The organism is Pseudomonas sp. AKS31 (assembly GCF_023634765.1).
In the GTDB taxonomy this organism is placed as follows: domain Bacteria; phylum Pseudomonadota; class Gammaproteobacteria; order Pseudomonadales; family Pseudomonadaceae; genus Aquipseudomonas.
In genome coordinates this window covers 195,112-219,780 of sequence record NZ_JAMLFX010000006.1, presented here as the reverse complement: position 1 = coordinate 219,780, position 24,669 = coordinate 195,112, and the positions used below count along the sequence as shown (strand labels likewise).

Annotated in this window: 12 protein-coding genes; 10 read left to right on the top strand and 2 right to left on the bottom strand. The window is 61.1% G+C overall.

Translation table 11 applies throughout. From position 1 onward, the window contains the following. Positions 1–10,156 (bottom strand): retention module-containing protein (locus M9827_RS18520; protein ID WP_250606525.1); only part of this gene is annotated, 10,156 nt, incomplete at its 3' end. Between the two features lie 357 nt (positions 10,157–10,513). On the opposite strand from M9827_RS18520, the gene M9827_RS18515 reads away from it, so the two are divergent. The 10 genes from M9827_RS18515 (at position 10,514) to M9827_RS18470 (ending at position 23,969) form a co-directional block, all read left to right on the top strand. After that, positions 10,514–11,866 (top strand): TolC family outer membrane protein, encoded by a 1,353-nt coding sequence (locus tag M9827_RS18515; RefSeq protein ID WP_250606524.1) that lies wholly within the window; start codon positions 10,514–10,516, stop codon positions 11,864–11,866. A 34-nt stretch (positions 11,867–11,900) separates the two neighbouring features. Beyond that, positions 11,901–14,057: a type I secretion system permease/ATPase gene (locus tag M9827_RS18510; RefSeq protein WP_250606523.1), complete on the top strand. Its 2,157-nt coding sequence runs from the start codon at positions 11,901–11,903 to the stop codon at positions 14,055–14,057. Continuing rightward, positions 14,047–15,414, top strand: coding sequence for an HlyD family type I secretion periplasmic adaptor subunit (locus M9827_RS18505; protein ID WP_250606522.1), 1,368 nt, complete (start codon positions 14,047–14,049; stop codon positions 15,412–15,414). Before M9827_RS18510 ends, M9827_RS18505 begins: the two co-directional genes overlap by 11 nt. A 371-nt stretch (positions 15,415–15,785) precedes the next feature. Then, complete coding sequence (locus M9827_RS18500; protein WP_250606521.1) at positions 15,786–16,682, top strand: TauD/TfdA dioxygenase family protein; 897 nt, start codon at positions 15,786–15,788, stop codon at positions 16,680–16,682. A gap of 22 nt (positions 16,683–16,704) precedes the next feature. Continuing rightward, complete coding sequence (locus tag M9827_RS18495; RefSeq protein ID WP_250606520.1) at positions 16,705–17,565, top strand: ABC transporter ATP-binding protein; 861 nt, start codon at positions 16,705–16,707, stop codon at positions 17,563–17,565. 20 nt (positions 17,566–17,585) lie between these two features. Beyond that, positions 17,586–18,452 carry an ABC transporter permease gene (locus M9827_RS18490; protein WP_250606519.1) on the top strand — a complete coding sequence of 289 codons (867 nt, stop codon included), beginning with the start codon at positions 17,586–17,588 and terminating at the stop codon, positions 18,450–18,452. A gap of 198 nt (positions 18,453–18,650) precedes the next feature. Next, positions 18,651–19,568, top strand: a complete 918-nt coding sequence (locus M9827_RS18485) for a LysR family transcriptional regulator (RefSeq protein ID WP_250606518.1) — start codon at positions 18,651–18,653, stop codon at positions 19,566–19,568. Positions 19,569–19,759: 191 nt separating this feature from the next. Beyond that, the gene (locus M9827_RS18480; RefSeq protein ID WP_250606517.1) at positions 19,760–21,295 is read left to right on the top strand and encodes an MFS transporter; all 1,536 of its coding nucleotides are present in this window, start codon (positions 19,760–19,762) and stop codon (positions 21,293–21,295) included. 26 nt (positions 21,296–21,321) lie between these two features. Further along, positions 21,322–22,392: an HlyD family secretion protein gene (locus M9827_RS18475; RefSeq protein WP_250606516.1), complete on the top strand. Its 1,071-nt coding sequence runs from the start codon at positions 21,322–21,324 to the stop codon at positions 22,390–22,392. Continuing rightward, entirely contained in the window at positions 22,389–23,969 is a 1,581-nt protein-coding gene (locus M9827_RS18470; protein ID WP_250606515.1) for an efflux transporter outer membrane subunit, read from the top strand. Before M9827_RS18475 ends, M9827_RS18470 begins: the two co-directional genes overlap by 4 nt. Here M9827_RS18470 and M9827_RS18465 read toward each other — a convergent pair. Continuing rightward, the gene (locus tag M9827_RS18465; protein ID WP_250606514.1) at positions 23,950–24,639 is read right to left on the bottom strand and encodes an NYN domain-containing protein; all 690 of its coding nucleotides are present in this window, start codon (positions 24,637–24,639) and stop codon (positions 23,950–23,952) included. The genes M9827_RS18470 and M9827_RS18465 overlap by 20 nt on opposite strands. Between the last annotated feature and the right edge of the window lie 30 nt (positions 24,640–24,669).

The window sequence follows — 24,669 nt, the reverse complement described above, 5'->3', positions numbered from 1 at the left end:
CCACAGTGCCGGTCGCGCTCAACGACAGATTGGTGGTGTCGACAGTGTCGGTCACGTTGGTGCTGACCGGGGTTTTGTCGGCCACCAGGTTCTCGAAGTTGCCACCTGTTACGTCAGTGATCGAGTTGGTCAGCGGAGCGTGTCCAGTCAATGCGTCGTTTGGCGCCGTGGTGGTCGCGGTACCGGTGGTCTGGCCGACGCCGATGGTAATGGTTTGACCGTTGGCCAGGGTTACAACAACCGGCGAGCCGGTGACTGGCGCGCCGACAGTCGCGGTGTAGGTGACGTTGCCACCTTCAGCAGTCGACTCTGTCGCTGTCAGTTTGACGGTGGTGTCGTCGATGGTGTCGGTGACGTTGGTGACTGCCGGTACGGTGCTCGGCACCAGGTTTTCGAAGTTGCCACCGGTCGCGGTCGAAATGGTTGCTTCGACTTTGCCGGCGTCTTTGTAAACGTCGTCGGCGGGCGCTGGAACAGTCACCGTGCCCGTGGTTTTACCGGCCTCGATGCTGATCACGGCGCCGTTGGATAGGGTTACGGTGACTGGCGAGCCGGCCGCGTTAGTCAGTGTCGCGGTGTAGATGATCGAGCCACCTTCAGCGACCGAACCAGTCGCGCTGAGCGACAGGTTGGTGGTGTCGACGGTATCGGTGACCGTGGTCGAAACCGGGGTCTTGTCGGCCACCAGATTCTCGTAATTGCCGCCGGTTACACCGGTGATCGAGTTGGTCAGCGGCGCCTGACCGGTCAGTGCATCGTTCGGTGCGGTGAAGGTCACTGTGCCGGTGGTTTTACCGACTTCGATGGTGATGTTCTGACCATTGGCCAGCGTTACGGTGACCGGCGAGCCGGTGACTGGCGCGCCGACAGTGGCGGTGTAGGTGACGGTGCCGCCTTCAGCCACGGAGGTATCAGCCGTCAGTTTGACGGTCGAGGTGTCGATGGTGTCGGTCACTTCGGTCACAGCCGGCGTCGTGCTCGGCACCAGGTTTTCGAAGTTGCCACCGGTAGCGGTTGAGATCGTCGCTTCAACCTTGCCGGCGTCTTTGTAGACGTCGTCGGCTGGCGCAGGAACAGTCACAGTGCCGGTGGTTTTGCCAGCGTCGATGGTGATCACGGCGCCGTTGCTCAGCGTCACGGTCACTGGCGAGCCAGCCGCGTTGGTCAGGGTTGCGGTGTAAACAATCGAACCACCCTCGGCCACAGTGCCGGTCGCAGTCAGCGACAGGTTAGTGGTGTCGACAGTGTCGGTGACATTGGTCGAAACCGGGGTCTTGTCGGCCACCAGATTTTCGTAGTTGCCACCGCTGACCTCAGTGATCGCATTGGTGATCGGCGCGTGGCCGGTCAATGCGTCGTTCGGCGCGGTGGTGGTGGCGGTGCCCGTGGTCTGGCCGACGCCGATGGTAATGGTCTGACCGTTGGCCAAGGTCACAACCACAGGCGAACCGGTCACTGGTGCGCCAACAGTGGCGGTGTAAGTGACGGTGCCGCCTTCAGCCACGGAGGTATCGGCCGTCAGTTTGACGGTTGAGGTGTCGATGGTGTCGGTGACTTCGGTCACGGCCGGCACAGTGCTCGGTACCAGGTTTTCAAAGTTGCCACCGGTGGCGGTGCTGATCGTCGCCTGCACCGTGCCGGCGTCTTTGTAGACGTCATCGGCTGGCGCTGGAACAGACACGGTGCCAGTGGTTTTACCAGCTTCGATGGTGATCACCGCGCCGTTCGACAAGGTCACGGTGACGGGCGAGCCAGCCGCGCTGGTCAGGGTTGCGGTGTAAACAATCGAACCACCCTCGGCCACAGAACCCGTGGCGCTCAGCGACAGGTTAGTGGTGTCGACAGTGTCGGTCACGGTGGTGCTGACTGGCGTCTTGTCGGCCACGAGATTTTCGTAGTTGCCGCCGGTTACACCGGTGATCGAGTTGCTCAGCGGCGCCTGGCCGGTCAACGCATCGTTCGGTGCGGTGAAGGTTACGGTGCCGGTGGTTTTGCCGACTTCGATGGTGATGTTCTGACCATTGGCCAGGGTCACGACCACAGGCGAGCCGGTGACTGGCGCGCCGACAGTGGCGGTGTAAGTGACGGTGCCGCCTTCAGCCACGGTGGTATCGGCCGTCAGTTTGACGGTCGAGGTGTCGATGGTGTCAGTCACTTCGGTCACGGCCGGAACAGTGCTCGGTACCAGGTTCTCGAAGTTGCCGCCCGTCGCCGTCGAGATCGTCGCTTCGACTTTGCCCGCATCTTTGTAGACATCATCGGCTGGCGCCGGAACAGACACGGTGCCAGTGGTTTTGCCGGCTTCGATGGTAATCACCGCGCCGTTCGACAGGGTTACCGTAACTGGCGAACCCGCTGGGTTGGTCAGGGTTGCGGTGTAAACAATCGAACCACCCTCGGCCACAGAACCCGTGGCGCTCAGCGACAGGTTGGTGGTGTCGACGGTGTCGGTGACATTGGTCGAAACCGGGGTCTTGTCGGCCACGAGATTTTCGTAGTTGCCGCCGCTCACCTCAGTGATCGCATTGGTGATCGGCGCGTGGCCGGTCAATGCATCGTTCGGCGCGGTGGTGGTCGCGGTGCCGGTGGTCTGGCCAACACCAATGGTGATGGTCTGACCATTGGCGAGGGTCACGACCACAGGTGAACCAGTGACAGGTGCGCCCACAGTCGCAGTGTAAGTCACGGTGCCGCCCTCAGCCGCCGACTCGGTCGCGGTGAGTTTGACGGTGGTGGTGTCGATGGTGTCAGTGACGTTGGTCACGGCCGGTACGGTGCTCGGTACCAGGTTTTCGAAGTTGCCGCCCGTTGCCTCCTTGATCGTGACTTCGACTTTACCGGCGTCTTTATAGACGTCATCGGCTGGCGCAGGAACGGTCACGGTGCCGGTGGTTTTGCCCGCCTCGATGGTGATCACCGAACCGTTCGACAGCGTCACGGTTACCGGGGTGCCGGCCGGGTTGGTCAGTGTCGCGGTGTAAACGATCGATCCGCCTTCAGCCACCGAATCGGTCGCGGTCAGGTTCAGGTTGGTGGTGTCGGTGGTGTCCGAAACCGTGGTGTCAGCGGACTTGCCGTCGACCGCCAGTTTTTCGAAATTGCCGCCAGTGGCGCCGTCGATGGTCACGCTCAGCGAGCTGCCGCCGGCCAGAGGGCTGTTCGGTGCAACGAAGTTCACCGAACCGGTGGTTTCACCGACAGCGATGGTGATGGTCTGGCCGTTGGACAGGGTCACGACAACCGGCGAGCCAGTCACTGGTGCGGTCACGGTCGCGGTGTAGACCACGGTTTCGCCTTCAGCGACGTTCGCCGTGGCGGTCAGCGACACGGTGGAGGTGTCGATGGTGTCGTTGACCGTAGTGACCGCTGGCGCTGTGCTGGTGACCAGGTTTTCGAAGTCGCCGCCAGTCGCACCTTTGATGGTCGCTTCAACCGTGCCGGCGTCTTTGTAGACGTCATCTTTCGGCGCGTCGACAGTAACGGTGCCAGTGGTTTTGCCAGCGTCGATGGTGATCACTGCGCCGTTCGACAGAGTCACGGTGACCGGTGAACCAGCAGCATTGCTCAGGGTCGCGGTGTAGGTGATCTGGCCACCTTCGTTGACCGAGCCGGTCGCGCTCAGCGACAGGTTGGTGGTGTCGACGCTGTCGGTGACGGTAGTGCTGACCGGGGTTTTGTCGGCCACGAGGTTTTCGTAGTTGCCGCCGGAAACGTCGGTGATCGCGTTGGTGATCGGCGCGTGGCCGGTCAGCGCATCATTCGGTGCGGTGGTGGTCACGGTGCCGGTGGTTTTGCCGACTTCGATGGTGATGTTCTGGCCGTTGGCCAGGGTCACGACGACAGGCGAACCGGTGACCGGCGCGCCGACAGTAGCGGTGTAGGTGACGGTGCCGCCTTCAGCCGCCGACTCGGTGGCGGTCAGTTTGACCGTGGTGGTATCGACCGTATCAGTCACGTCGGTGACGGCTGGAACGGTGCTTGGCACCAGGTTCTCGAAGTTGCCGCCCGTAGCATCCTTGATGGTCACTTCGACCTTGCCGGCGTCCTTGTAGACGTCATCGGCTGGTGCAGGAACGGTCACTGTGCCAGTGGTTTTTCCGGCTTCGATGGTGATCACCGAGCCGTTCGACAGGGTCACGGTGACAGGCGAACCTGCGGCATTGGACAGGGTCGCGGTGTAAGTAATCTGGCCGCCTTCAGCCACGGTCCCCGTCGCGCTTAGCGTCAGGTCGGTGGTGTCGACAGTGTCAGTAACAGTGGTCGAAACCGGGGTTTTGTCGGCGACCAGATTTTCGTAGTTACCGCCGCTTACGTCAGTGATCGCGTTGGTCAGCGGGGTGTGGCCGTTCAACGCGTCGTTAGGTGCGGTGGTGGTTACGGTGCCGCTGGTTTTGCCGACTTCGATGGTGATGTTCTGGCCGTTGGCCAGGGTCACTACAACCGGAGAACCCGTCACTGGAGCACCGACGGTGGCGGTGTAAGTAACGGTGCCACCTTCAGCCGCTGACTCGGTGGCAGTCAGTTTGACCGTCGAGGTGTCGATGGTGTCAGTGACTTCGGTCACGGCCGGCACAGTGCTCGGGACCAGGTTCTCGAAGTTGCCGCCGGTAGCATCCTTGATAGTGACTTCGACCTTGCCGGCGTCTTTGTAGACGTCATCGGCCGGCGCCGGAACGGTCACTGTGCCAGTGGTTTTACCGGCCTCGATGGTGATCACCGAGCCGTTCGACAGGGTCACGGTGACAGGCGAGCCCGCCGCATTGGTCAGGGTCGCGGTGTAGATGATCGAACCACCCTCGGCCACGGAACCGGTAGCGCTGAGCGACAGATTGGTGGTGTCGGTGGTGTCGGTCACTGTGGTGGTGATCGGGGTTTTGTCGGCGACCAGATTTTCGTAATTGCCGCCGCTCACGCCGGTGATCGAGTTGGTCAGCGGGGCCTGACCGGTCAGCGTATCGTTCGGTGCGGTGAAGGTTACGGTGCCGGTGGTCTTGCCCACTTCAATGGTGATGCTCTGACCATTAGCCAGGGTCACCACGACAGGAGAACCGGTGACCGGCGCGCCGACAGTGGCGGTATAGGTGACGGTGCCGCCTTCAGCGACCGTGGTGTCGGCCGTCAGCTTCACGGTCGAGGTGTCGATGGTGTCAGTGACTTCGGTCACGGCTGGCGTGGTGCTCGGGACCAGGTTCTCGAAGTTGCCGCCGGTGGCGTCCTTGATGGTGACTTCGACCTTGCCGGCGTCTTTGTAGACATCATCGGCAGGCGCAGGAACAGTCACGGTGCCGGTGGTTTTGCCCGCTTCGATGGTGATCACCGAGCCGTTGCTCAGGGTCACGGTGACCGGGCTTCCAGCGGCATTGGTCAGGGTCGCGGTGTAGGTGATCTGGCCGCCTTCGTTGACCGAGCCGGTCGCGCTCAGCGACAAGTTGGTGGTGTCGACGGTGTCGGTGACGGTGGTGCTGACCGGGGTTTTGTCGGCCACGAGGTTTTCGTAATTGCCGCCGGAAACGTCGGTGATCGCGTTGGTCAGTGGAGCGTGGCCAGTCAGCGCATCGTTCGGCGCACTGGTGGTCACGGTGCCGGTGGTTTTACCAACTTCGATGGTGATGTTCTGACCGTTGGCCAGGGTCACGACAACCGGGGAACCGGTGACTGGCGCGCCGACCGTCGCGGTATAGGTGACGGTGCCACCTTCAGCGGCCGACTCGGTGGCGGTCAGTTTGACCGTCGAGGTGTCGACAGTGTCAGTGACTTCAGTCACGGCCGGCGTGGTGCTCGGTACCAGGTTCTCGAAGTTGCCGCCCGTAGCATCCTCGATAGTGACTTCGACTTTGCCGGCGTCTTTGTAAACGTCATCGGCAGGCGCAGGAACGGTCACGGTGCCAGTGGTTTTACCCGCTTCGATGGTGATCACCGAGCCATTTGACAGGGTCACGGTGACTGGCGTGCCGGCCGGATTGGTCAGCGTCGCGGTGTAAACGATCGAACCACCCTCGGCCACGGAACCGGTCGCGCTCAGCGACAGGTTGGTGGTGTCGGCGACATCGGTAACGCTGGTCGAAACCGGGGTCTTGTCGGCCACCAGATCTTCGTAATTACCACCGGAAACGCCGGTGATCGAGTTGGTCAGCGGCGCATTGCCGGCCAACGCATCGTTAGGGGCGGTGGTGGTCACGGTGCCGGTGGTTTTGCCGACTTCAATCGTAATGTTCTGACCATTGGCCAGGGTCACCACGACCGGCGAACCGGTGACCGGCGCGCCGACGGTGGCGGTGTAGGTGACGGTGCCACCTTCTGCCACCGAGGTGTCAGCCGTCAGTTTCACGGTCGACGTGTCGATGGTGTCAGTCACTTCGGTCACTGCTGGTGTCGTGCTTGGCACCAGATTCTCGAAGTTGCCGCCCGTAGCGTCCTTGATCGTCACCTCGACTTTGCCGGCGTCTTTATAGACATCATCGGCTGGCGCAGGAACGGTCACGGTGCCGGTGGTCTTGCCCGTTTCAATGGTGATCACCGAGCCGTTGCTCAGGGTCACAGTGACTGGCGTGCCGGCCGGATTGGTCAGTGTCGCGGTGTAAACAATCGAACCGCCTTCAGCCACGGTGCCGGTCGCGCTTAGCGTCAGGTCGGTGGTGTCCGTGGTGTCGGTGACGGAGGTGGTGACCGGGGTTTTGTCGGCCACGAGGTTTTCGTAATTGCCGCCGGAAACGTCGGTGATCGCGTTGGTGATCGGCGCGTGGCCGGTCAGCGCATCATTCGGTGCGGTGGTGGTCACGGTGCCGGTGGTTTTGCCGACTTCGATGGTGATGTTCTGACCGTTGGCCAGGGTCACGACTACCGGCGAGCCGGTAACTGGCGCGCCGACAGTAGCGGTGTAGGTGACGGTGCCGCCCTCAGCCACAGTGGTGTCGGCCGTCAGCTTCACTGTCGAAGTGTCGATGGTGTCGGTGACTTCGGTCACGGCTGGCGTGGTGCTCGGAACCAGGTTCTCGAAGTTGCCGCCCGTAGCATCCTTGATAGTGACTTCGACCTTGCCGGCGTCTTTATAGACGTCATCGGCAGGCGCAGGAACGGTCACGGTGCCGGTGGTTTTGCCCGCTTCGATGGTGATTACCGAACCGTTCGACAGGGTCACGGTGACAGGCGAACCTGCGGCATTGGACAGGGTCGCGGTGTAAGTAATCTGGCCGCCTTCAGCCACGGTCCCCGTCGCGCTTAGCGTCAGGTCGGTGGTGTCAGTGGTGTCGGTGACCGTGGTGCTGACAGGGGTTTTGTCGGCGACGAGGTTTTCGTAATTACCGCCGCTTACGTCAGTGATCGCGTTGGTCAGCGGCGCGTGGCCAGTCAGCGCATCGTTCGGTGCGGTGGTGGTCACGGTGCCGGTGGTTTTGCCGACCTCAATGGTGATGTTCTGACCATTGGCCAGGGTCACCACGACCGGCGAACCGGTGACCGGCGCGCCAACAGTGGCGGTATAGGTGACAGTGCCACCTTCAGCGACCGAGGTGTCAGCCGTGAGCTTCACGGTCGATGTGTCGATGGTGTCGGTGACTTCGGTCACGGCTGGAACGGTGCTCGGCACCAGATTCTCGAAATTGCCGCCGGACACATCCTTGATGGTCACTTCGACTTTGCCGGCGTCTTTATAGACATCATCGGCTGGCGCAGGAACGGTCACGGTGCCGGTGGTCTTGCCCGCTTCAATGGTGATCACCGAGCCGTTGCTCAGGGTCACAGTGACTGGCGTGCCGGCCGGATTGGTCAGCGTCGCGGTGTAAACGATCGAACCACCCTCAGCCACGGAACCGGTCGCGCTCAGCAACAGGTTGGTGGTGTCGGCGACATCGGTAACGCTGGTCGAAACCGGGGTCTTGTCGGCCACCAGATCTTCGTAATTACCACCGGAAACGCCGGTGATCGAGTTGGTCAGCGGCGCATTGCCGGCCAACGCATCGTTAGGGGCGGTGGTGGTCACGGTGCCGGTGGTTTTGCCGACTTCAATCGTAATACTCTGACCGTTGGCCAGGGTCACGATGACAGGCGAGCCGGTGACCGGCGCGCCGACGGTGGCGGTGTAGGTGACGGTGCCACCTTCTGCCACCGAGGTGTCAGCCGTCAGTTTCACGGTCGACGTGTCGATGGTGTCAGTCACTTCGGTCACGGCTGGCGTGGTGCTCGGCACCAGGTTTTCGAAGTTGCCGCCGGTGGCGTCCTTGATGGTGACTTCGACTTTGCCGGAGTCTTTATAAACGTCGTCGGCTGGCGCTGGAACGGTCACGGTGCCAGTGGTTTTACCCGCTTCGATGGTGATCACCGAGCCGTTGCTCAGGGTCACGGTGACTGGCGTGCCGGCCGGGTTGGTCAAGGTCGCGGTGTAAACAATCGAACCGCCTTCAGCCACGGTGCCGGTAGCCGTCAGCGACAGATTGGTGTCGTCGATCGAGTCGGTAATGGTTGTGGTCGCTGGCGTCGTGTTCGGCACCAGGTTTTCGAAATTGCCGCCGGAAGTACCGGTGATGGTGGTGCTGACGGTGCTGCCATTGTTGTAAACGTCGTTGGCCGCTGTCGGCACGTTGACCGAGCCCGTGGTCTTGCCGGCGTCAATGGTGATGGTCGAGCCGTTCGACAGGGTGATGGTCACCGGGGTTTGCGCGGCGTTGGTCAGCGTCGCGGTGTAGGTGATCTGGCCGCCTTCGACGACCGTACCGGTGGCGGTGAGGCTCACGCTGGTGGTGTCGATCGAATCGGTAACGGTGGTGGTGGCTGGCGTGGTGTTCGGCACCAGACTTTCAAAGTTGCCGCCGGTGGCGCCTGTAATGGTGGTGCTGACGGTGCCGCCATTGTTGTAGACGTCGTTCGGCGCGGTTGGCACGTTGACGGTGCCGGAGGTCTGGCCGGCTTCAATGGTGATGGTCGAACCGTTAGACAGGGTGACGGTCACCGGGGTTTGCGCCGGGTTGGTCAGGGTCGCGGTGTAGGTGATCTGGCCGCCTTCGACCACTGTGCCGGTGGCGGTCAGGGTCAAGTTGGTGGTGTCGATCGAATCGGTGATGGTGGTCACCGCTGGCGTCGGGTTCGGCACCAGGTTTTCGAAGTTGCCGCCAGTGGCACCGGTAATCGTCGTGGTGACAGTGCTGCCGTTGTTATAGACGTCGTTGGCCGGGGTCGGCACGTTGACCGTGCCGGTGGTCTGGCCGGCACCGATGGTGATGGTCGAGCCGTTCGACAAGGTGACGGTCACCGGGGTTTGCGCCGGGTTGGTCAGGGTCGCGGTGTAGGTAATCTGTCCGCCTTCGGTGACACTCGGCCCGGCCGTCAGGGTGACGGTGGTGGTGTCGATGGTGTCGGTGACCTGGGTCGTCGCCGGAGTGGTCGGCGGCGTCACGGTGATGCCATTGCCGCCGGTGGTGCCGGTGACAGTCACGTCGATCTGGGTCGGGTCGTTATAAACGGTGTCGTTCGGCGCCAGCGGCACATTGACGGTGCCGGTGGTTGCGCCTGCCGGAATCACAATCACCGCGCCGTTCGACAGGGTGATGGTCAGGTCGGTCAGCGGCGCCTGGGTCAGGGTCGCGGTGTACACCAGCACGCCGCCGGCTTCGGTGATGGACGGCGTGGCGCTGAGGCTCAGGGTCGAGTCACGCAGGGCGTTGGTGGTGGTATCGGTGGTCTGGCCAGCGGTGATGTTTTGCGCGGCCTGGCCGGCAGCGTTGATGCCTGCGGTCGGGAAGCCAATGGTCGGGTCAACGCGGCCAGCGGTGGCGTCGAGCATGACGAAGCTGTGACCACCCCCGGCCGCACCGCCCGTGCCGGCGGCGCTCGGGCCGGCAGCGGTGGCATCCAGCGCGGTGGTCGGGTCGACACCGGCGGCGATGGCTTGCTGCAGTTCGGCTACCGACGGCGCGGCCTGCGCGGTGGCTTCTGCCAGGTCAGTGCTGGAGTCGGGCGCGTTGGCGCTCCACTGGGTTTCACGGCCCAGATCAAGGGTGCGGCCATCGGCCAGTTCAAGCGACACGGCGCCGGAAAGACCGGTGTCGATCTGGTCGCCGACAAACAGTCGGTCGCCTTCAACGAGTACGCGGCGTACGCCCTCTGGGGACACCACGAATACCTGACCGACAATGCTTTTGACGATGGCAACAACACTGCTCATTGAAGACTCTCCGGGTGTCACGTTCAGTTGACTTCCATGGACTTGATGGCATGGATGCCGATTCAGTCTGGACGTACTTTAAAAATTTGCGAAACAAGTTTGACGCGTCTAATCGTCAATAATTTGGCTAGATTCTTTCGCTATTAACTTTATGCCAAACTATTGACCTTCTGGGTGCCATCCTAAACAATCGCCCCACTAATGTCACATTGATATTTCCGCGGCGACCTGTCCTTCAGCGTGTGATCCAGTTCCTGTTTTGAACTTTCCGACATACGGTCAATCTGGTTGCCATCATCCGACGCAGCGCCAAGTTTTGCTGTGATTCAAGACAAGAAGTTCTGGGATATTCCTATCATGCGTTCGCCCCTGCTTTTCGCCGTACCCTTCGCTCTCGCCGCCTCTTTGGTACAAGCACAATCCTTACCAGAAGCCATGCAGCAGGCACTGGATGTTCATCCGGAAATCCAGGCAGGGGTGAACAGTCGTTTGGCTGCGGATTATCAATTAAGAGCGGCGAAAGGTGGATACCTGCCGAAGGTCGATCTGCTCGGCGGTTATGGTCGTGAAGGCACCGACAGCGTCACTACCCGCGCCAATGGCGGCGGTAACCACTGGGAGACCCTGAACCGCAGCGAGTCAAGTTTACGTCTCTCGCAAATGGTTTTTGACGGTTTTGCGACCTCCAGTGAAGTAGGGCGTCAACAAGCCACCGTTAACTCCCGCGCGTACTCGCTGCTCGGCACTTCCGAGCGCACCGCGCTGACCGTCGCTCAGGTGTATCTCGACGTGCTGACCCGCCGCGAATTCGTGCGTCTGGCCGAAGAAAACCTCAAGAGTCACCAGCGCATTTATGACCAGATCCAATTGCGCACCCAGCGCGGCGTCGGCAGCGGTGCCGACCTCGATCAGGCAGAAGCGCGGATGGCTCAGGCCCGCAACAACCTGATCACCGAACAGACCAATCTGGCCGACTCGGAAACCAACTTCCTCAGCGCGGTCGGGCAAATGCCTGATCAACTCGAGCGTCCTGCGCCGTTCATGGCGATGATGCCGGCCAACCTCAATGAAGCGCGCCAGCAGATGCTGGAAAACAGCCCGATCCTGCGCTCCGCCGAGTCCGACATCGCCGCTGCCGAAAAACAGTACGAAACCGCCAAGTCGACCTTCTACCCACGTTTCGACGCCGAACTGGGTCGCACCGCCGACAACGATCTCGACGGCCAGAACGGCCACAACAACGAATGGCAGGCCATGCTGCGCATGCGCTTCAACCTCTATTCCGGTGGCAGCAACAAGGCTGATCTGGAATCCAAGTCGTACCTGTCGAACCAGGCGCTGGATATCCGCAACAACGCCCTGCGTCAGTTGAACGAAGAACTCGGTCTGGCCTGGAACGCCCTGAACAACGCTAACGCGCAGGTGCCGATCGCTCAGCAATACGTCGACCACAGCACCTCGGTGCGCACCGCTTACCAGCGTCAGTTCAGCCTCGGCGAACGTACTCTGCTCGATTTGCTCGACAGCGAAAACGAGTTGTTCACCGCTTCGCGGCGCCTGGCGGAAATCAAAAACATTCAGTTATTTACTCAGTACCGAATCAAGGCGACCATGGGCGAGTTGCTCAGAAGCCAGGGAGTGGTCGCACCGTTGGCATCCGTTGTGCAGAACGACGTGAAGCCCAAGGTCCAGCTGCCTGGGATGAATTGAGTTATCCCTTTTCAACTGTCAAAGAGTGTCGAGCGTGGAATCAGAAGTCAGTCGAGTTCAACTCAGTCATGATCCACGCGCGTTGCACGACGATCCGTTACTGGACGGTCTGCTCGCCCTTTGCATGCTCCATCAGAAACCCGCCAGCGCGGCGATGCTGACCACCGGCCTGCCGCTGCCCAAACAACGCCTGAGTGTCGAGCTGCTGCCCCGCGCGGCGGCTCGCGCCGGCCTGCAAGGTCGCGTGCTGCAGCGCAAACTGGAAGAAATTCCGGCGATCGCCATGCCGGCGTTGCTGCTGCTCAAGGATGGTCGCAGCGCTGTCCTGCTCGGTTGGCAGGGGGACAACGAAGCGCGGGTGCTGCTCAGCGAAACCGACGGCGGCGAGTCCATCGTCAGCCGCGAATTGCTCGCTGACGACTACACCGGCAAAGTCTTCTTCGCCCAGCCGCAACACAAATTCGACGTCAATCACGGCACGCTGATTCCACGTGCGCGTTCGTGGTTCCGCGACACCCTCAAGCGTTCGCGCTGGCTGTACGCCGATGCGATCGCCGCGAGTTTCCTGATCAACATCATCGCCATGGCCGCGCCGCTGTTCGTGATGAACGTCTACGACCGCGTGGTGCCGAACCAGGCCGAAGCGACCCTGTGGGTGCTGGCGCTGGGTATCACCGGCGCCTATATCTTTGACCTGGTCCTCAAGAGCCTGCGCAGTTTGTGCCTGGATCTGGCCGGGAAGAAAACCGACCTGATCATCTCCGCGACGCTGTTCGAGCGCATCGTCGGCATGGCCATGAAATACCGCCCGGCGCGGGTCGGCAGCTTTGCGCAGAACATCCATGAGTTTCAGAGCCTGCGCGACTTCCTCGCCTCGCTGACCCTGACCAGCCTGATCGATCTGCCGTTCACCATCCTCATCTTCATCGTCATTGCTATTCTCGGCGGGCATCTGGTGTGGATTCCGGTGTTGGCTTTCCCGATTGCCTTGCTGATCGGCTACGCGTTGCAGAAACCGCTGGTGGCGACCATGGAGCGCACCATGGCCCTCGGTGCCGAGCGCCAGTCGAGCCTGATCGAAACCCTCGCCGGCCTCGACGCGGTGAAGGTCAACAATGCCGAAAGCGAACGCCAGTATCAGTGGGAACAGACCATCGGCACCCTCAGCCGCCTCGAGCTGCGAGTGAAAATGCTCTCCGGTCTGGCGATGAACATCACCCTGCTGATCCAGCAACTGGCCGGGGTGATCATGATCGTCTTCGGCGTCTACCAGATCATCGCCGGCAACCTGAGCATGGGCGGTCTGATTGCCTGCTACATGCTCAGCGGCCGCGCCCTCAGCCCGTTGGCCTCGCTGTCCGGTCTGTTGACGCGTTACCAGCAGGCACGAGTGACCATGACCTCGGTCGACCAGATGATGGAACTGCCGCAAGAGCGCAATTTCGAAGAGCGCCCGCTGAGCCGCAAGGTCCTGCAAGGTGCAATCGAATGCCGCCAGCTCAGCTTCACCTACCCGGAACAGCAGAACCCGGCGCTGAAGAACATCAACCTGGTGATCCGTCCCGGCGAGAAGATCGGCATCATCGGCCGCAGCGGCTCGGGCAAGAGCTCGCTGGCGAAACTGCTGGTCGGCCTGTATCAGCCGGACGACGGTTCGTTGCTGGTCGACGGTGTGGATATCCGCCAGATCGACGTCAGCGAACTGCGCTACAACATCGGCTACGTGCCGCAAGACATTCAACTGCTGGCCGGCACCCTGCGTGACAACCTTGTCTCCGGCGCGCGTTATGTCGAAGACGAACTGGTCCTGCAGGCGGCCGAACTGGCCGGCGTCCACGAATTCGCCCGTCTGCACCCGCAAGGTTATGAGCTGCAAGTCGGCGAACGCGGGCAGAACCTTTCCGGTGGTCAGCGGCAGAACGTTGCACTGGCCCGGGCGCTGTTGCTCAATCCGCCGATCCTGTTGATGGACGAGCCAACCAGTGCGATGGACAACACCGGTGAAGAACGCCTCAAGCAACGCCTCGCGGCGGTGATTGAAAACAAGACCGTGGTGCTGGTGACGCACCGGGCGTCGCTGCTGTCGCTGGTGGATCGCCTGCTGGTGGTCGACCGTGGGCAGATTCTCGCCGATGGCCCGAAAGCCGCCGTGATGGAAGCGTTGAAGAAGGGGCAGATCAGTGTTGCTTAAGTCGGGTTTCAAGGATTCGATCCGTCGCTACTTCAAAGGCTCGGCATCGTTGCAGGGCCAGCCGCTGCCGGAGGTCAACAAAGCGCTGATCGAAGACGCCCCGCGCGTCGTGCGCCTGACCATCTGGGCGATCATAGGCTTCTTTATTTTCCTGTTGCTGTGGGCCAACTTCGCTGTGATCGACGAAGTGACCAAGGGCGACGGCAAGGCGATTCCGTCGTCGAAGATCCAGAAAATCCAGAACCTCGAAGGCGGGATCATCTCCGAACTGTTCGTCAAGGAAGGCCAGATTGTCGAGGCCGGCGCGCCGCTGATTCGCCTCGACGACACGCGATTTGCTTCCAACGTCGGCGAAACCGAGGCCGATCGCCTGTCGATGCTGCTGCGCGTCGAGCGTCTTAGCGCTGAAGTCGACGACCGTCCGCTGAATTTTCCCGAGGACGTGCTCAAAGCCGTGCCGGGCCAGGCAAAAAGCGAAGAGTCGCTGTACATCAGCCGCCGTCAGCAACTGCACGACGAGATCGGGGGTTTGCAGGAGCAGTTGATCCAGCGTCAGCAAGAGCTTCGCGAATTCAGCTCCAAGCAGGCGCAGTACCGCCAGCAACTCGGCCTGCAACGCCAGGAAATCAACATGTCCGAGCCGCTGGTGGCGCAGGGCGCGGTGTCCCCGGTGGAAGTGCTGCGGCTCAAGCGTGCCGAGGTGGAAACCCGTGGTCAGCTCGACGCCACCACGCTGGCGATTCCGCGTGCCGAATCGGCGATCAAGGAAGTGCAGCGCAAGATTGACGAAACCCGCGGCAAATTCCGCAGTGAAGCGCTGACCCAACTCAACGAAGCCCGCACCGACCTGAACAAGGCCCAAGCCACCGGCAAGGCACTGGAAGACCGGGTCAGCCGCACGCTGGTGACATCGCCGGTGCGCGGTATCGTCAACAAGTTGTTGGTCAACACCATCGGCGGCGTGATCCAGCCGGGCAGCGACATGGTTGAAATCGTACCGCTGGATGACACCTTGCTGGTCGAAGCGAAGATCCGCCCGCAAGACATTGCCTTCCTGCATCCGGGGCAGGAAGCGATCGTCAAGTTCACTGCCTACGACTACACCATCTACGGCGGCCTCAAAGCCAAGCTTGAGCAGATCGGCGCCGACACCATTACCGATGAAGACAAGAAAACCACCTACTACATCATCAAGGTACGCACCGAGCGCAGTCATCTGGGTACGGATGAAAAGCCGCTGCTGATCATCCCGGGGATGGTCGCGTCGGTGGACATCATTACCGGCAAGAAGTCGGTGCTGAGTTATCTGCTCAAGCCGATCATCCGGGCGCGGGCCGAGGCGTTGCACGAGCGCTAGATCTTCGTTGGTCTCTCCGGCCTCATCGCTGGCAAGCCAGCTCCCACAAGTTTCTGTGTCGGACACATGTTAGTGTTCCAGCCGAGAAACCTGTGGGAGCTGGCTTGCCAGCGATGGCGCCAGTCCCAACACCACATCCCTGTCAGGAAGTGACAAAAACCGTCACTCACTATCCAGTCCATTCCTCACCATTCGCCATATCGTTATTCATTAACGGTATTTAATTTCCAATTCTTATAGCTATAAAGTCATCCCCCTGCGTACCTGCCGACCAATCGGCGCGCCGCACGACCTGAACCAACACGCAATCCAGCGTGAGTGTCTGATCGACGAGCGCGCCTGTGAGCGCGTCGTGCGTGGGAGATTGAAAGATGTCCGCAGCTACTGCCACCCCGAGCGCCGCGACTGCCGCGCCGCAAACCTTCGAAATTCGCCCGTTCAGCGGTGCCGTCGGCGCCGAGATCGTCGGTCTCGATCTGAGCCGCCCGGTCAATGATCAAGATTTCGCGCGTATTCATCGCGCGCACCTGGATCACCACGTCGTGGTGTTCCGCGACCAGCAGATCACCCCGCAACAACAGATCGATTTCAGCCGCCGTTTTGGCGTGTTGCAGATCCATGTGCTCAAACAGTTCCTGCTGGCCAACCACCCGGAAATCCTCATCGTTTCCAACATCATCGAAAACGGCCAGAACATCGGCCTCGGCGATGCCGGCAAGTTCTGGCACTCCGATCTCTCCTATAAAGAGCTGCCGAGTCTCGGCTCGATGCTCCACGCACAGGAGCTGCCAGAGGAGGGCGGCGACACGCTGTTCGCCGATATGCACAAAGCCTGGGACAACCTGCCCGAAGCGTTGCGCAAAGCGGTCGAAGGCCGCAGCGCTGCGCATTCCTACACGGCGCGTTACAGCGAAACCAAATTCGAAGGCAACTGGCGCCCGACCCTGACCCCGGAGCAACTGGCGCAAGTCGCCGAAGTGGTGCACCCGGTGGTGCGTACGCACCCGGAAAACGGCCGCAAGGCGCTGTTCGTCAGCGAAGGTTTCACCACACGCATCGTCGGTCTGCCGGAGGACGAGAGCCAGCAATTGCTGAGCGAGCTGTACGCCCACAGCGTGCTGCCGCAAAACATCTACCGCCATCAGTGGCAGCCCCACGATCTGGTGTTCTGGGATAACCGCTCGCTGATCCATCTCGCCGCCGGCTGCCCGGCGCACCTGCGTCGCAAGCTGTATCGCACGACCATTCAGGGCGATGCGCCTTTCTGATTCGCCGGAGATTGATCAAATCATGAACGCTCCCTTGCCAGGCCACGCGGCCAGCAAACCGATCGCCCGCAGCGACGCGTTGCTGGCGGTCGACCATGTCAGCCTCGAATACCGCACGCCGCAACGTGTGGTGCGCGCCACCCACCAGGTCAGTTTTGAAATCGATCCGGCCGATCGCTACGTGCTGCTCGGCCCGTCCGGTTGCGGCAAATCGACTTTGCTCAAAGCAGTCGCCGGGTTCATTCAACCGTGCGAAGGCGAGATCCGCCTGCAAGGCCAGCGTGTCGACGCGCCGGGGCCGGACCGGATTGTGGTGTTTCAGGAATTTGATCAGTTGCCGCCGTGGAAAACCGTCAAACAGAACGTGATGTTTCCACTGCTGGCCTCGCGCACTCTGAAGAAAAAAGAAGCTGAAGAACGCGCGCTGCACTATCTGGAAAAGGTCGGCTTGGCGGCGTTTGCCGATGCTTATCCGCACACCTTGTCCGGCGGCATGAAAGCGCGTGTGGCGATTGCCCGGGCGCTGGCGATGCAGCCGAAAATCCTCTTGATGGACGAACCGTTCGCCGCGCTCGATGCGCTGACCCGGCGCAAAATGCAGGAAGAATTGCTGCTGCTCTGGGAAGAGGTGCGCTTCACCCTGTTGTTCGTGACTCATTCGATTGAAGAGGCGCTGGTGGTCGGTAATCGCATTCTGCTGCTGTCGCCACATCCGGGCCGGGTGCGCGCCGAAGTGCACAGCCATCAATACGATCTAAACAGCCTCGGTGGTGTGGCGTTTCAGGAATCGGCGCGGCGCATTCATCGTTTGTTGTTCGATGAAGGCCAGTCGCCGGAAACCGAGCGTGAGCACGACTTCAACGACATTCGCATCGCCTATTGAGCGGCCAGGAGGACTACCCGATGAGCCAATCATCATCTGTGCGTGAAGAATTCGAAATTGTCCTGGCGCCGCTGACCGAAGTGCCGGTCGAGCGTGAGTTATCCCTCGGCACGCGGCTGTGGCAACAGGGCTGGCTGCGAAAAAGCCTGATTCTGATTGTGCTCGCCGTCGTGTGGGAAGTGGTCGCACGGATTCAGAACAATGACCTGATGCTGCCGAGTTTCCTGCAGACCAGCCACGCGTTGTTCGAGGGCCTGCTCAGCGGTGAACTGCTGGCCAAGGTGTGGATATCGCTGGTGGTACTGATCAAGGGTTATCTGATCGGCATCGTTTTGGCATTCGCTCTGACCACTCTGGCGGTGTCCACGCAATTGGGCCGTGATCTGCTGAGCACGATGACCTCGATGTTCAATCCGCTGCCGGCGATTGCCCTGTTGCCGTTGGCGTTGCTGTGGTTTGGTTTGGGGCAGAACAGCCTGATTTTTGTGCTGGTGCATTCGGTGCTGTGGGCGCTGGCGCTGAATACTTATGCCGGGTTTCTCGGTGTTTCGGAAACCTTGCGCATGGCCGGGCGCAACTATGGATTGAAGGGGCTGCGGCTGGTCCTGTTCATCCTGATCCCGGCGGCGCTGCCGTCGATTCTGGCCGGGCTGAAGATCGGCTGGGCATTTGCCTGGCGCACATTGATCGCCGCGGAACTGGTGTTTGGTGCGACCAGTGGCAAGGGTGGGTTGGGCTGGTACATCTTCCAGAACCGCAATGAGCTTTACACCGACAAGGTGTTTGCCGGGTTGGCGGTGGTGATTCTGATTGGGTTGCTGGTGGAGAATCTGGTGTTCGATACCCTTGAGCGCGTGACGGTTAAGCGTTGGGGTATGCAGCGGTAATTTCTGGTGTGGCTGCTGGCCCTATCGCTGGCAAGCCAGCTCCCACAGGTTTTTGCGGTGGCCGTAGATTTGTGAGTTTCCTCAATCACTGTGGGAGCTGGCTTGCCAGCGATGGCGTCCTGTCGGGCGCCTCCATACTTCAGGGATGTTTGCTAGCATTGCGCCCAGATCAATCCTGATCAGCCATGAGTGCTCAACATGCAACTCCCGGACATGAACCTTCTGGTCGCACTCGACGCCTTGCTCGACGAGGGCAGTGTGGTCGGCGCTGCGCGGCGGATGAACCTCAGCCCGGCGGCCATGAGCCGCACGTTGACGCGAATCCGCGAAGCCATCGGCGATCCAGTCCTCGTGCGTGCCGGGCGGGGTCTGGTGCCAACGCCCAAAGCCCTGGAGCTACGCGAGCAGGTGCGCGACGTGGTCGAACAGGCAGCGCTGCTGTTCCGCTCTGCTGACACCGTGGAGTTGGGCACATTACGTCGACGCTTCAGCATCCGCGCCAATGACTTCTTCGTCGGTGTGTACGGCGGCAAGCTGTTCGACACCCTTGATCAACTGGCACCGCACTGCGAGCTGCGCTTCGTCCCGGAGGGTGACGGCGACGATGAAGCGCTGCGCGAGGGCCGGATCGACCTGAGCGTCAGCAACACCCGGCCCGTTACCCCTGAAGTCAAAGTACAGAATCTGTTCTCAACGCATTTCGTAGGCTTGGTGCGCGAAGATCATCCACTGCTCGACGATGAGATTACCGCCGAGCGCTACGCCGGGTTTTCCCATATCAGCATGTCGCGCCGTGGCATCGCACGCGGCCCGATCGATACGGCACTGAATGCGCTGGGTCTGGAGCGGCGCGTGGCGGTGATTGCGCCGAGTTTCCATGCGGCGATGTTTGCGCTGCCGGATTCTGACCTGATTCTGCCTGTGCCCAAGGAAGCACTGCTGAGCGTGCGCCGGCTCGGGCTGAAACTGCGCTCGTTCGACCTGCCAATCCCGTTGCCGACCTTAATGCTGACCCAGGCCTGGCACCCGCGTTTCGACAAGGATCCGGCGCATCGGTGGCTGCGCGAAACCCTCAAGGCTTGTTGTGATGAAACGTGGCTGGCTGCCCAGCCTTGAAGGTCAAAAGATCGCAGCCTTCGGCAGCTCCTGCATTGGAATGTATATCTCTGTAGGAGCTGCCGAAGGCTGCGATCTTTTGCTTCGAATAATTGCGTCTGGCGCACTTATAAGCTGCCAATAAGTCAATTTTCGTCATTGCCAAGCCCTACTAAGATGCTCCGGTATTTTTCCCTCCGGAGCGTGTATTCATGACATCCCTGACGGCGGCAGCACCCATCGCTGCGGCCAGCCCGGCGGCGGCCACGCCACCGGTGTTCGGGGCGCGGATCATCATCGGCCTGGTCGGCGTGCTGCTGGCGGTGCTGGTGTCGGGCCTCAACGAGATGGTGACCAAGGTAGCCTTGGCCGACATCCGTGGCGGGCTGCACATCGGTTACGACGAAGGCACCTGGCTGGTCAGCAGTTACACCGCGACCTCGGTCGCGGCCATGGCCTTCGCGCCTTGGTGCTCGGTGACGTTTTCGCTGCGCCGCTTCACCCTCTGCGCGATCAGCCTGTTCACGTTACTTGGCGTGCTGTGTCCGTTTGCACCGAACTACGAAAGCCTGCTGCTGATGCGCACGGTGCAAGGTCTGGCCGGCGGTGCGTTGCCACCGATGCTGATGACCGTCGCCCTGCGTTTTTTGCCGGCGAACATCAAACTCTACGGCCTGGCCGGCTACGCACTGACGGCGACGTTCGGCCCTGGTCTCGGCACACCACTGGCGGGTTTGTGGACGGAGTATTTCGGCTGGCAATGGACGTTCTGGCAGATCATCGTGCCCTGTCTGATCGCCATGGCCGCTGTGGGGTATGGCATTCCGCAGGATCCGCTGCGCCTGGAACGCCTCAAATCGTTCAACTGGAAAGGCCTGCTGCTGGGCTTTCCGGCGATCTGCATGTTGGTGATCGGCCTGTTGCAGGGCAATCGCCTGGACTGGTTTGAGTCGAGCCTGATCTGCGGCTTGCTCGGCGCCGGCGCGTTGTTGCTGGTGGCGTTTCTGATCAACGAATGGTCGCAGCCGATTCCGTTTTTCAAATTGCAGATGCTCGGCATCCGCAACCTGTCATTCGCCCTGATGACCCTGGCCGGTGTGTTGGTGGTGCTGTTGGCGGTGGTGCTGATTCCGTCGAGTTACCTGGCGCAGGTGCAGGGTTATCGCCCGGTGCAGACCGCTCCGATCATGCTCATCGCCGCGCTGCCGCAGTTGATTGCGCTGCCGCTGGTGGCGGCGCTGTGCAACCTGCGCTGGGTCGATTGTCGTTGGGTACTCGGCATCGGCTTGAGCATGTTGGCGCTGTCGTGCCTGGGTGGATCGCATCTGACTTCGCAGTGGATTCGCGACGACTTCTACGTCCTGCAATGGCTGCAGATTTTCGGCCAGCCGATGGCGGTCCTGCCGCTGTTGATGCTCTCCACCGGCAGCATCACGCCGCTGGACGGCCCTTTCGCGTCGGCGTGGTTCAACACCGTGAAAGGGCTGTCGGCCGTGGTCGCCACCGGGGTGATCGAGGCGCTGACCACGGCGCGCCTGCATTTCCACTCGACCATGCTCGTCGACAGTCTCGGCAATGCGCCGCTGGCCGATCGCAGCGATCCGGGTCTTGCCCATCGCCTGCATGAGCAAGCTGTGGTGCTGACTTCCTCCGATCTCTATGTGTGCATGGCCGGCGTCGCACTGGCGTTGATCCTGCTGATTTTCTGGCTGCCGACGCGGATCTATCCGCCGCGCGCGCCGACCTGATGGCTGTACTGAAACAGAAGGTTTTTATGACGACTCAAGCAAAGCAGAAACTCGCGGTGGCCGTGGCGGCCGCGCTGGCTGTTGGCGTGCTGATGTACCTGGCGATGCCCGGTGTGTTTGGCAAACGTACTCAGCAAAACACCAACGATGCGTTTGTCTCTGCCGACTACACCCTGGTGGTGCCGCGTGTGGCCGGTTTCATCAAGGAAGTGTTGGTGGAAGATAATCAACAGGTAAAAGCCGGGCAGTTGCTGGCGTTGATCGATGACCGCGATTTACGCGCCTCAGCCGAGGCGGCGGACGCGCAAACCCTGGTGGCGCGGGCGCAACTGCAAAATGCCAAGGCGACGCTGGAACGCCAGACGTCGGTGATCGCTCAGGCTCAGGCTTCGGTGGTGGCGGCCAAGGCTGAAATGGCCTTCGCTCAACAGGAATTGAATCGCTACAACCACTTGGCGGGCGTTGGCGCCGGCACGGTGCAAAACGCGCAACAGGCGCGCACGCGCATCGAACAGGCCACGGCTCATCTCGACACCACCACGGCGAAACTGGCTGCCGAGCGCAAACAAGTCGATATCCTTACGGCCCAGCGAGATGCCGCCGAGGGCAGTTTGAAACACGCGCAAGCGGCACTGGAAATCGCCAGTTTCGAACTCTCCTACACGCGGATCACCGCGCCGCAGGACGGCATGATCGGCGAACGCGCCGTGCGCGTCGGCGCCTATGTCACGCCGGGCAGCAAGCTGCTGGCGGTGGTGCCGTTGCAGCAGGCGTATGTGGTGGCGAATTTTCAAGAGACGCAACTCACCGATGTGCAGCCGGGTCAGGAGGTGCAGGTGCGTGTCGACAGCCTTGGTGGCGAAGCCTTGAGTGGTCGCGTTGAAAGTATCGCCCCGGCGACCGGTGTGACCTTTGCTGCGGTGAAACCAGATAACGCCACAGGCAACTTCACCAAGGTGGTTCAGCGGATTCCGGTGAAAATCATGCTGGAGCCGGGCCAGCCTTTGGCCGAACGGTTGCGGGTGGGTATGTCGGTGGAGGCGAGCATTGATACCAAAAGCTCGGCGACGTCGGTGCGTGAGGTGACTCAGCGATGAGTCGTATTGAATCGACTGGCCTCATCGCTGGCAAGCCAGCTCCCACAGGGTCCACCTTTAGAACAAAACCATTCGGTCAATCTGCACAATCCCTGTGGGAGCTGGCTTGCCAGCGATGGGGGCTGTGGCAGCCACTCACCTTGAGTGCCTTGCTCGCAGTGAGCCTCACCGCCTGCACAGTAGGCCCAGACTTCCAAAAGCCTCAAGCCACGCAAATCGCCGACTGGGCCAAACCCGCCAAATCCGCCCCCAGCCAAGCCGTCAGCGAACCCCTCAACGAACGCTGGTGGGAGGTCTTCCACGACTCGCAACTGTCAGCGCTGACCCAGCGCGCCGTGCGCAGTAACCTCGACCTGCAACTGGCCAGCAGCCGCCTGCAACAAAGCCGCGCCGCGCGCCAGGTGATCACCGCTGAGCGTTATCCGAACACTGCCGCCACCGGCAGTTACGCGCGCAAACGCAACAGCGGCGAAGGTCTGAACGATCCGTCCGGGCACAACGGTGATTCTGCCTTCAATCTGTGGGACGCCGGTTTCTCCGTCTCGTGGGAACTGGATTTCTGGGGCCGCGTGCGCCGCGAAACCGAAGCTGCCGACGCCAACCTCGAAGTCGCCGAAAACGACCGTCGCGGGGTGCTGCTGGCGGTGCTTGCTGACACGGCACAAAACTACATTCAACTGCGTGGTGTGCAGAACACCCGCGCCGTCACCGAGCAGAACCTCGACGTCGCACGGCACAGCTTGAAGCTCTCGCAACTGCGCCTGGCCGACGGCGTGGCGACTGACCTCGACGTCGCCGAAGCCGCTGCGCAAGTCGCCGCGATCGAGTCGCGCCTGCCTGCGCTGGAACAACGCCAATCGCAACTGATCAACGCGATCAGCCTGCTGATGGGCGAACCACCACAGGCCCTCGCAAAATATTTATCCACAGACGCCGCCGTTCCGCAGTCGCCCTTGCAAGTCGCCATCGGACTGCCGTCGCAACTGGCCGAACGCCGTCCGGACATCCGCCAGGCCGAAGCGCGCCTGCATGCGGCCATCGCCAATATCGGCGTGGCCAAGGGCGATTTCTATCCGCGCATCACCCTGTCCGGCAACCTTGGTTCGCAAGCCATGCAACTGAGCGATTTCGGCTCTTGGGGCTCACGTGCCTTCGGCATTGGCCCGCAATTCAGCCTGCCGCTGTTCGACGGCGGACGCTTGCGCGGCATGCTGCAATTGCGTGAAGCCCAGCAGCAGGAAGCGGCCGTCGCCTACCAGCAAACCGTACTGCGTGCCTGGCACGAAATCGATGATCAACTGACCGCCTACAACGCCAGTCAACGCCGCCGTGATAGCCTCGCCGAAGCCGTCCGCCAGAACCAGATCGCCCTGCGCACCGCGCAACAGCAATACGTCGAAGGCGTGGTCGATTTCGTCAACGTCCTCACCGTGCAAAGCGCGCTGCTGGCGACGCAGGAGCAGTGGGTGGAGAGTTCGACCGGTGTTTCGTTGGCGATGGTGGGCTTGTACAAGGCGCTGGGTGGGGGGTGGGAGTCGGTGTATCCGGCAGAAGTACCTACCAATAATCCGGTTTGAACGCTGGTTTTTTGTGCGTGGCTACTCGGCCTGGAAACTGATTAATGAGCAATTCTTCCTCTGTGATCACGCGGCGCAGCCAGTGAGAGTGATCTTTCAGAGAGCCCGGGGTGGGCCGATTCAAACCTGCCCTGTGAGGAAGAATGACGCCGATGGTCAGGTGAGGAAAGTCCGCGCGTATTGCTCTCAATGCGGGGGTGATATCAGTGTCACTCGAAACCAGTACGAGTTGTTCGACGCGATCTTGCGTTGCGAACAGTGCCTGCTGGCAGGCAGTGCGATACATGCTGATCGCGATATGAACGTCGGTTTCCTTTTCTTCAAGCTTCCAGATGTCGACCTTGTCCTGACGTGAGGCCTTGGTGTTTTTGTCGATGAATCGAGGCGCTTTAGCCTGCTCAAGATGATGCCGACCAAAATGCACTCTGACATTGGTCGTGCGCAGTGCCCTTATGTAAGTGTCTTGGGCCTCTTTTGAAATTCGGCCCAGCGTCGCTAGTTCTGGTTTTATTGATGAGGTGAAATAGTCAATCGAGACAACGGCGTTCTGCGGATTTTCGATGTGTGCGACATGAATCAGCAAACCTTCGAGATTGAGCCATTTATAGGGGGTGCCCGCGAGCAGCCCATAGAACAAGTTGTAGCCATCAACAAAGAAAGCAGTACGCACAAATTATTCCTCAGAAACGAAAAAACCGGC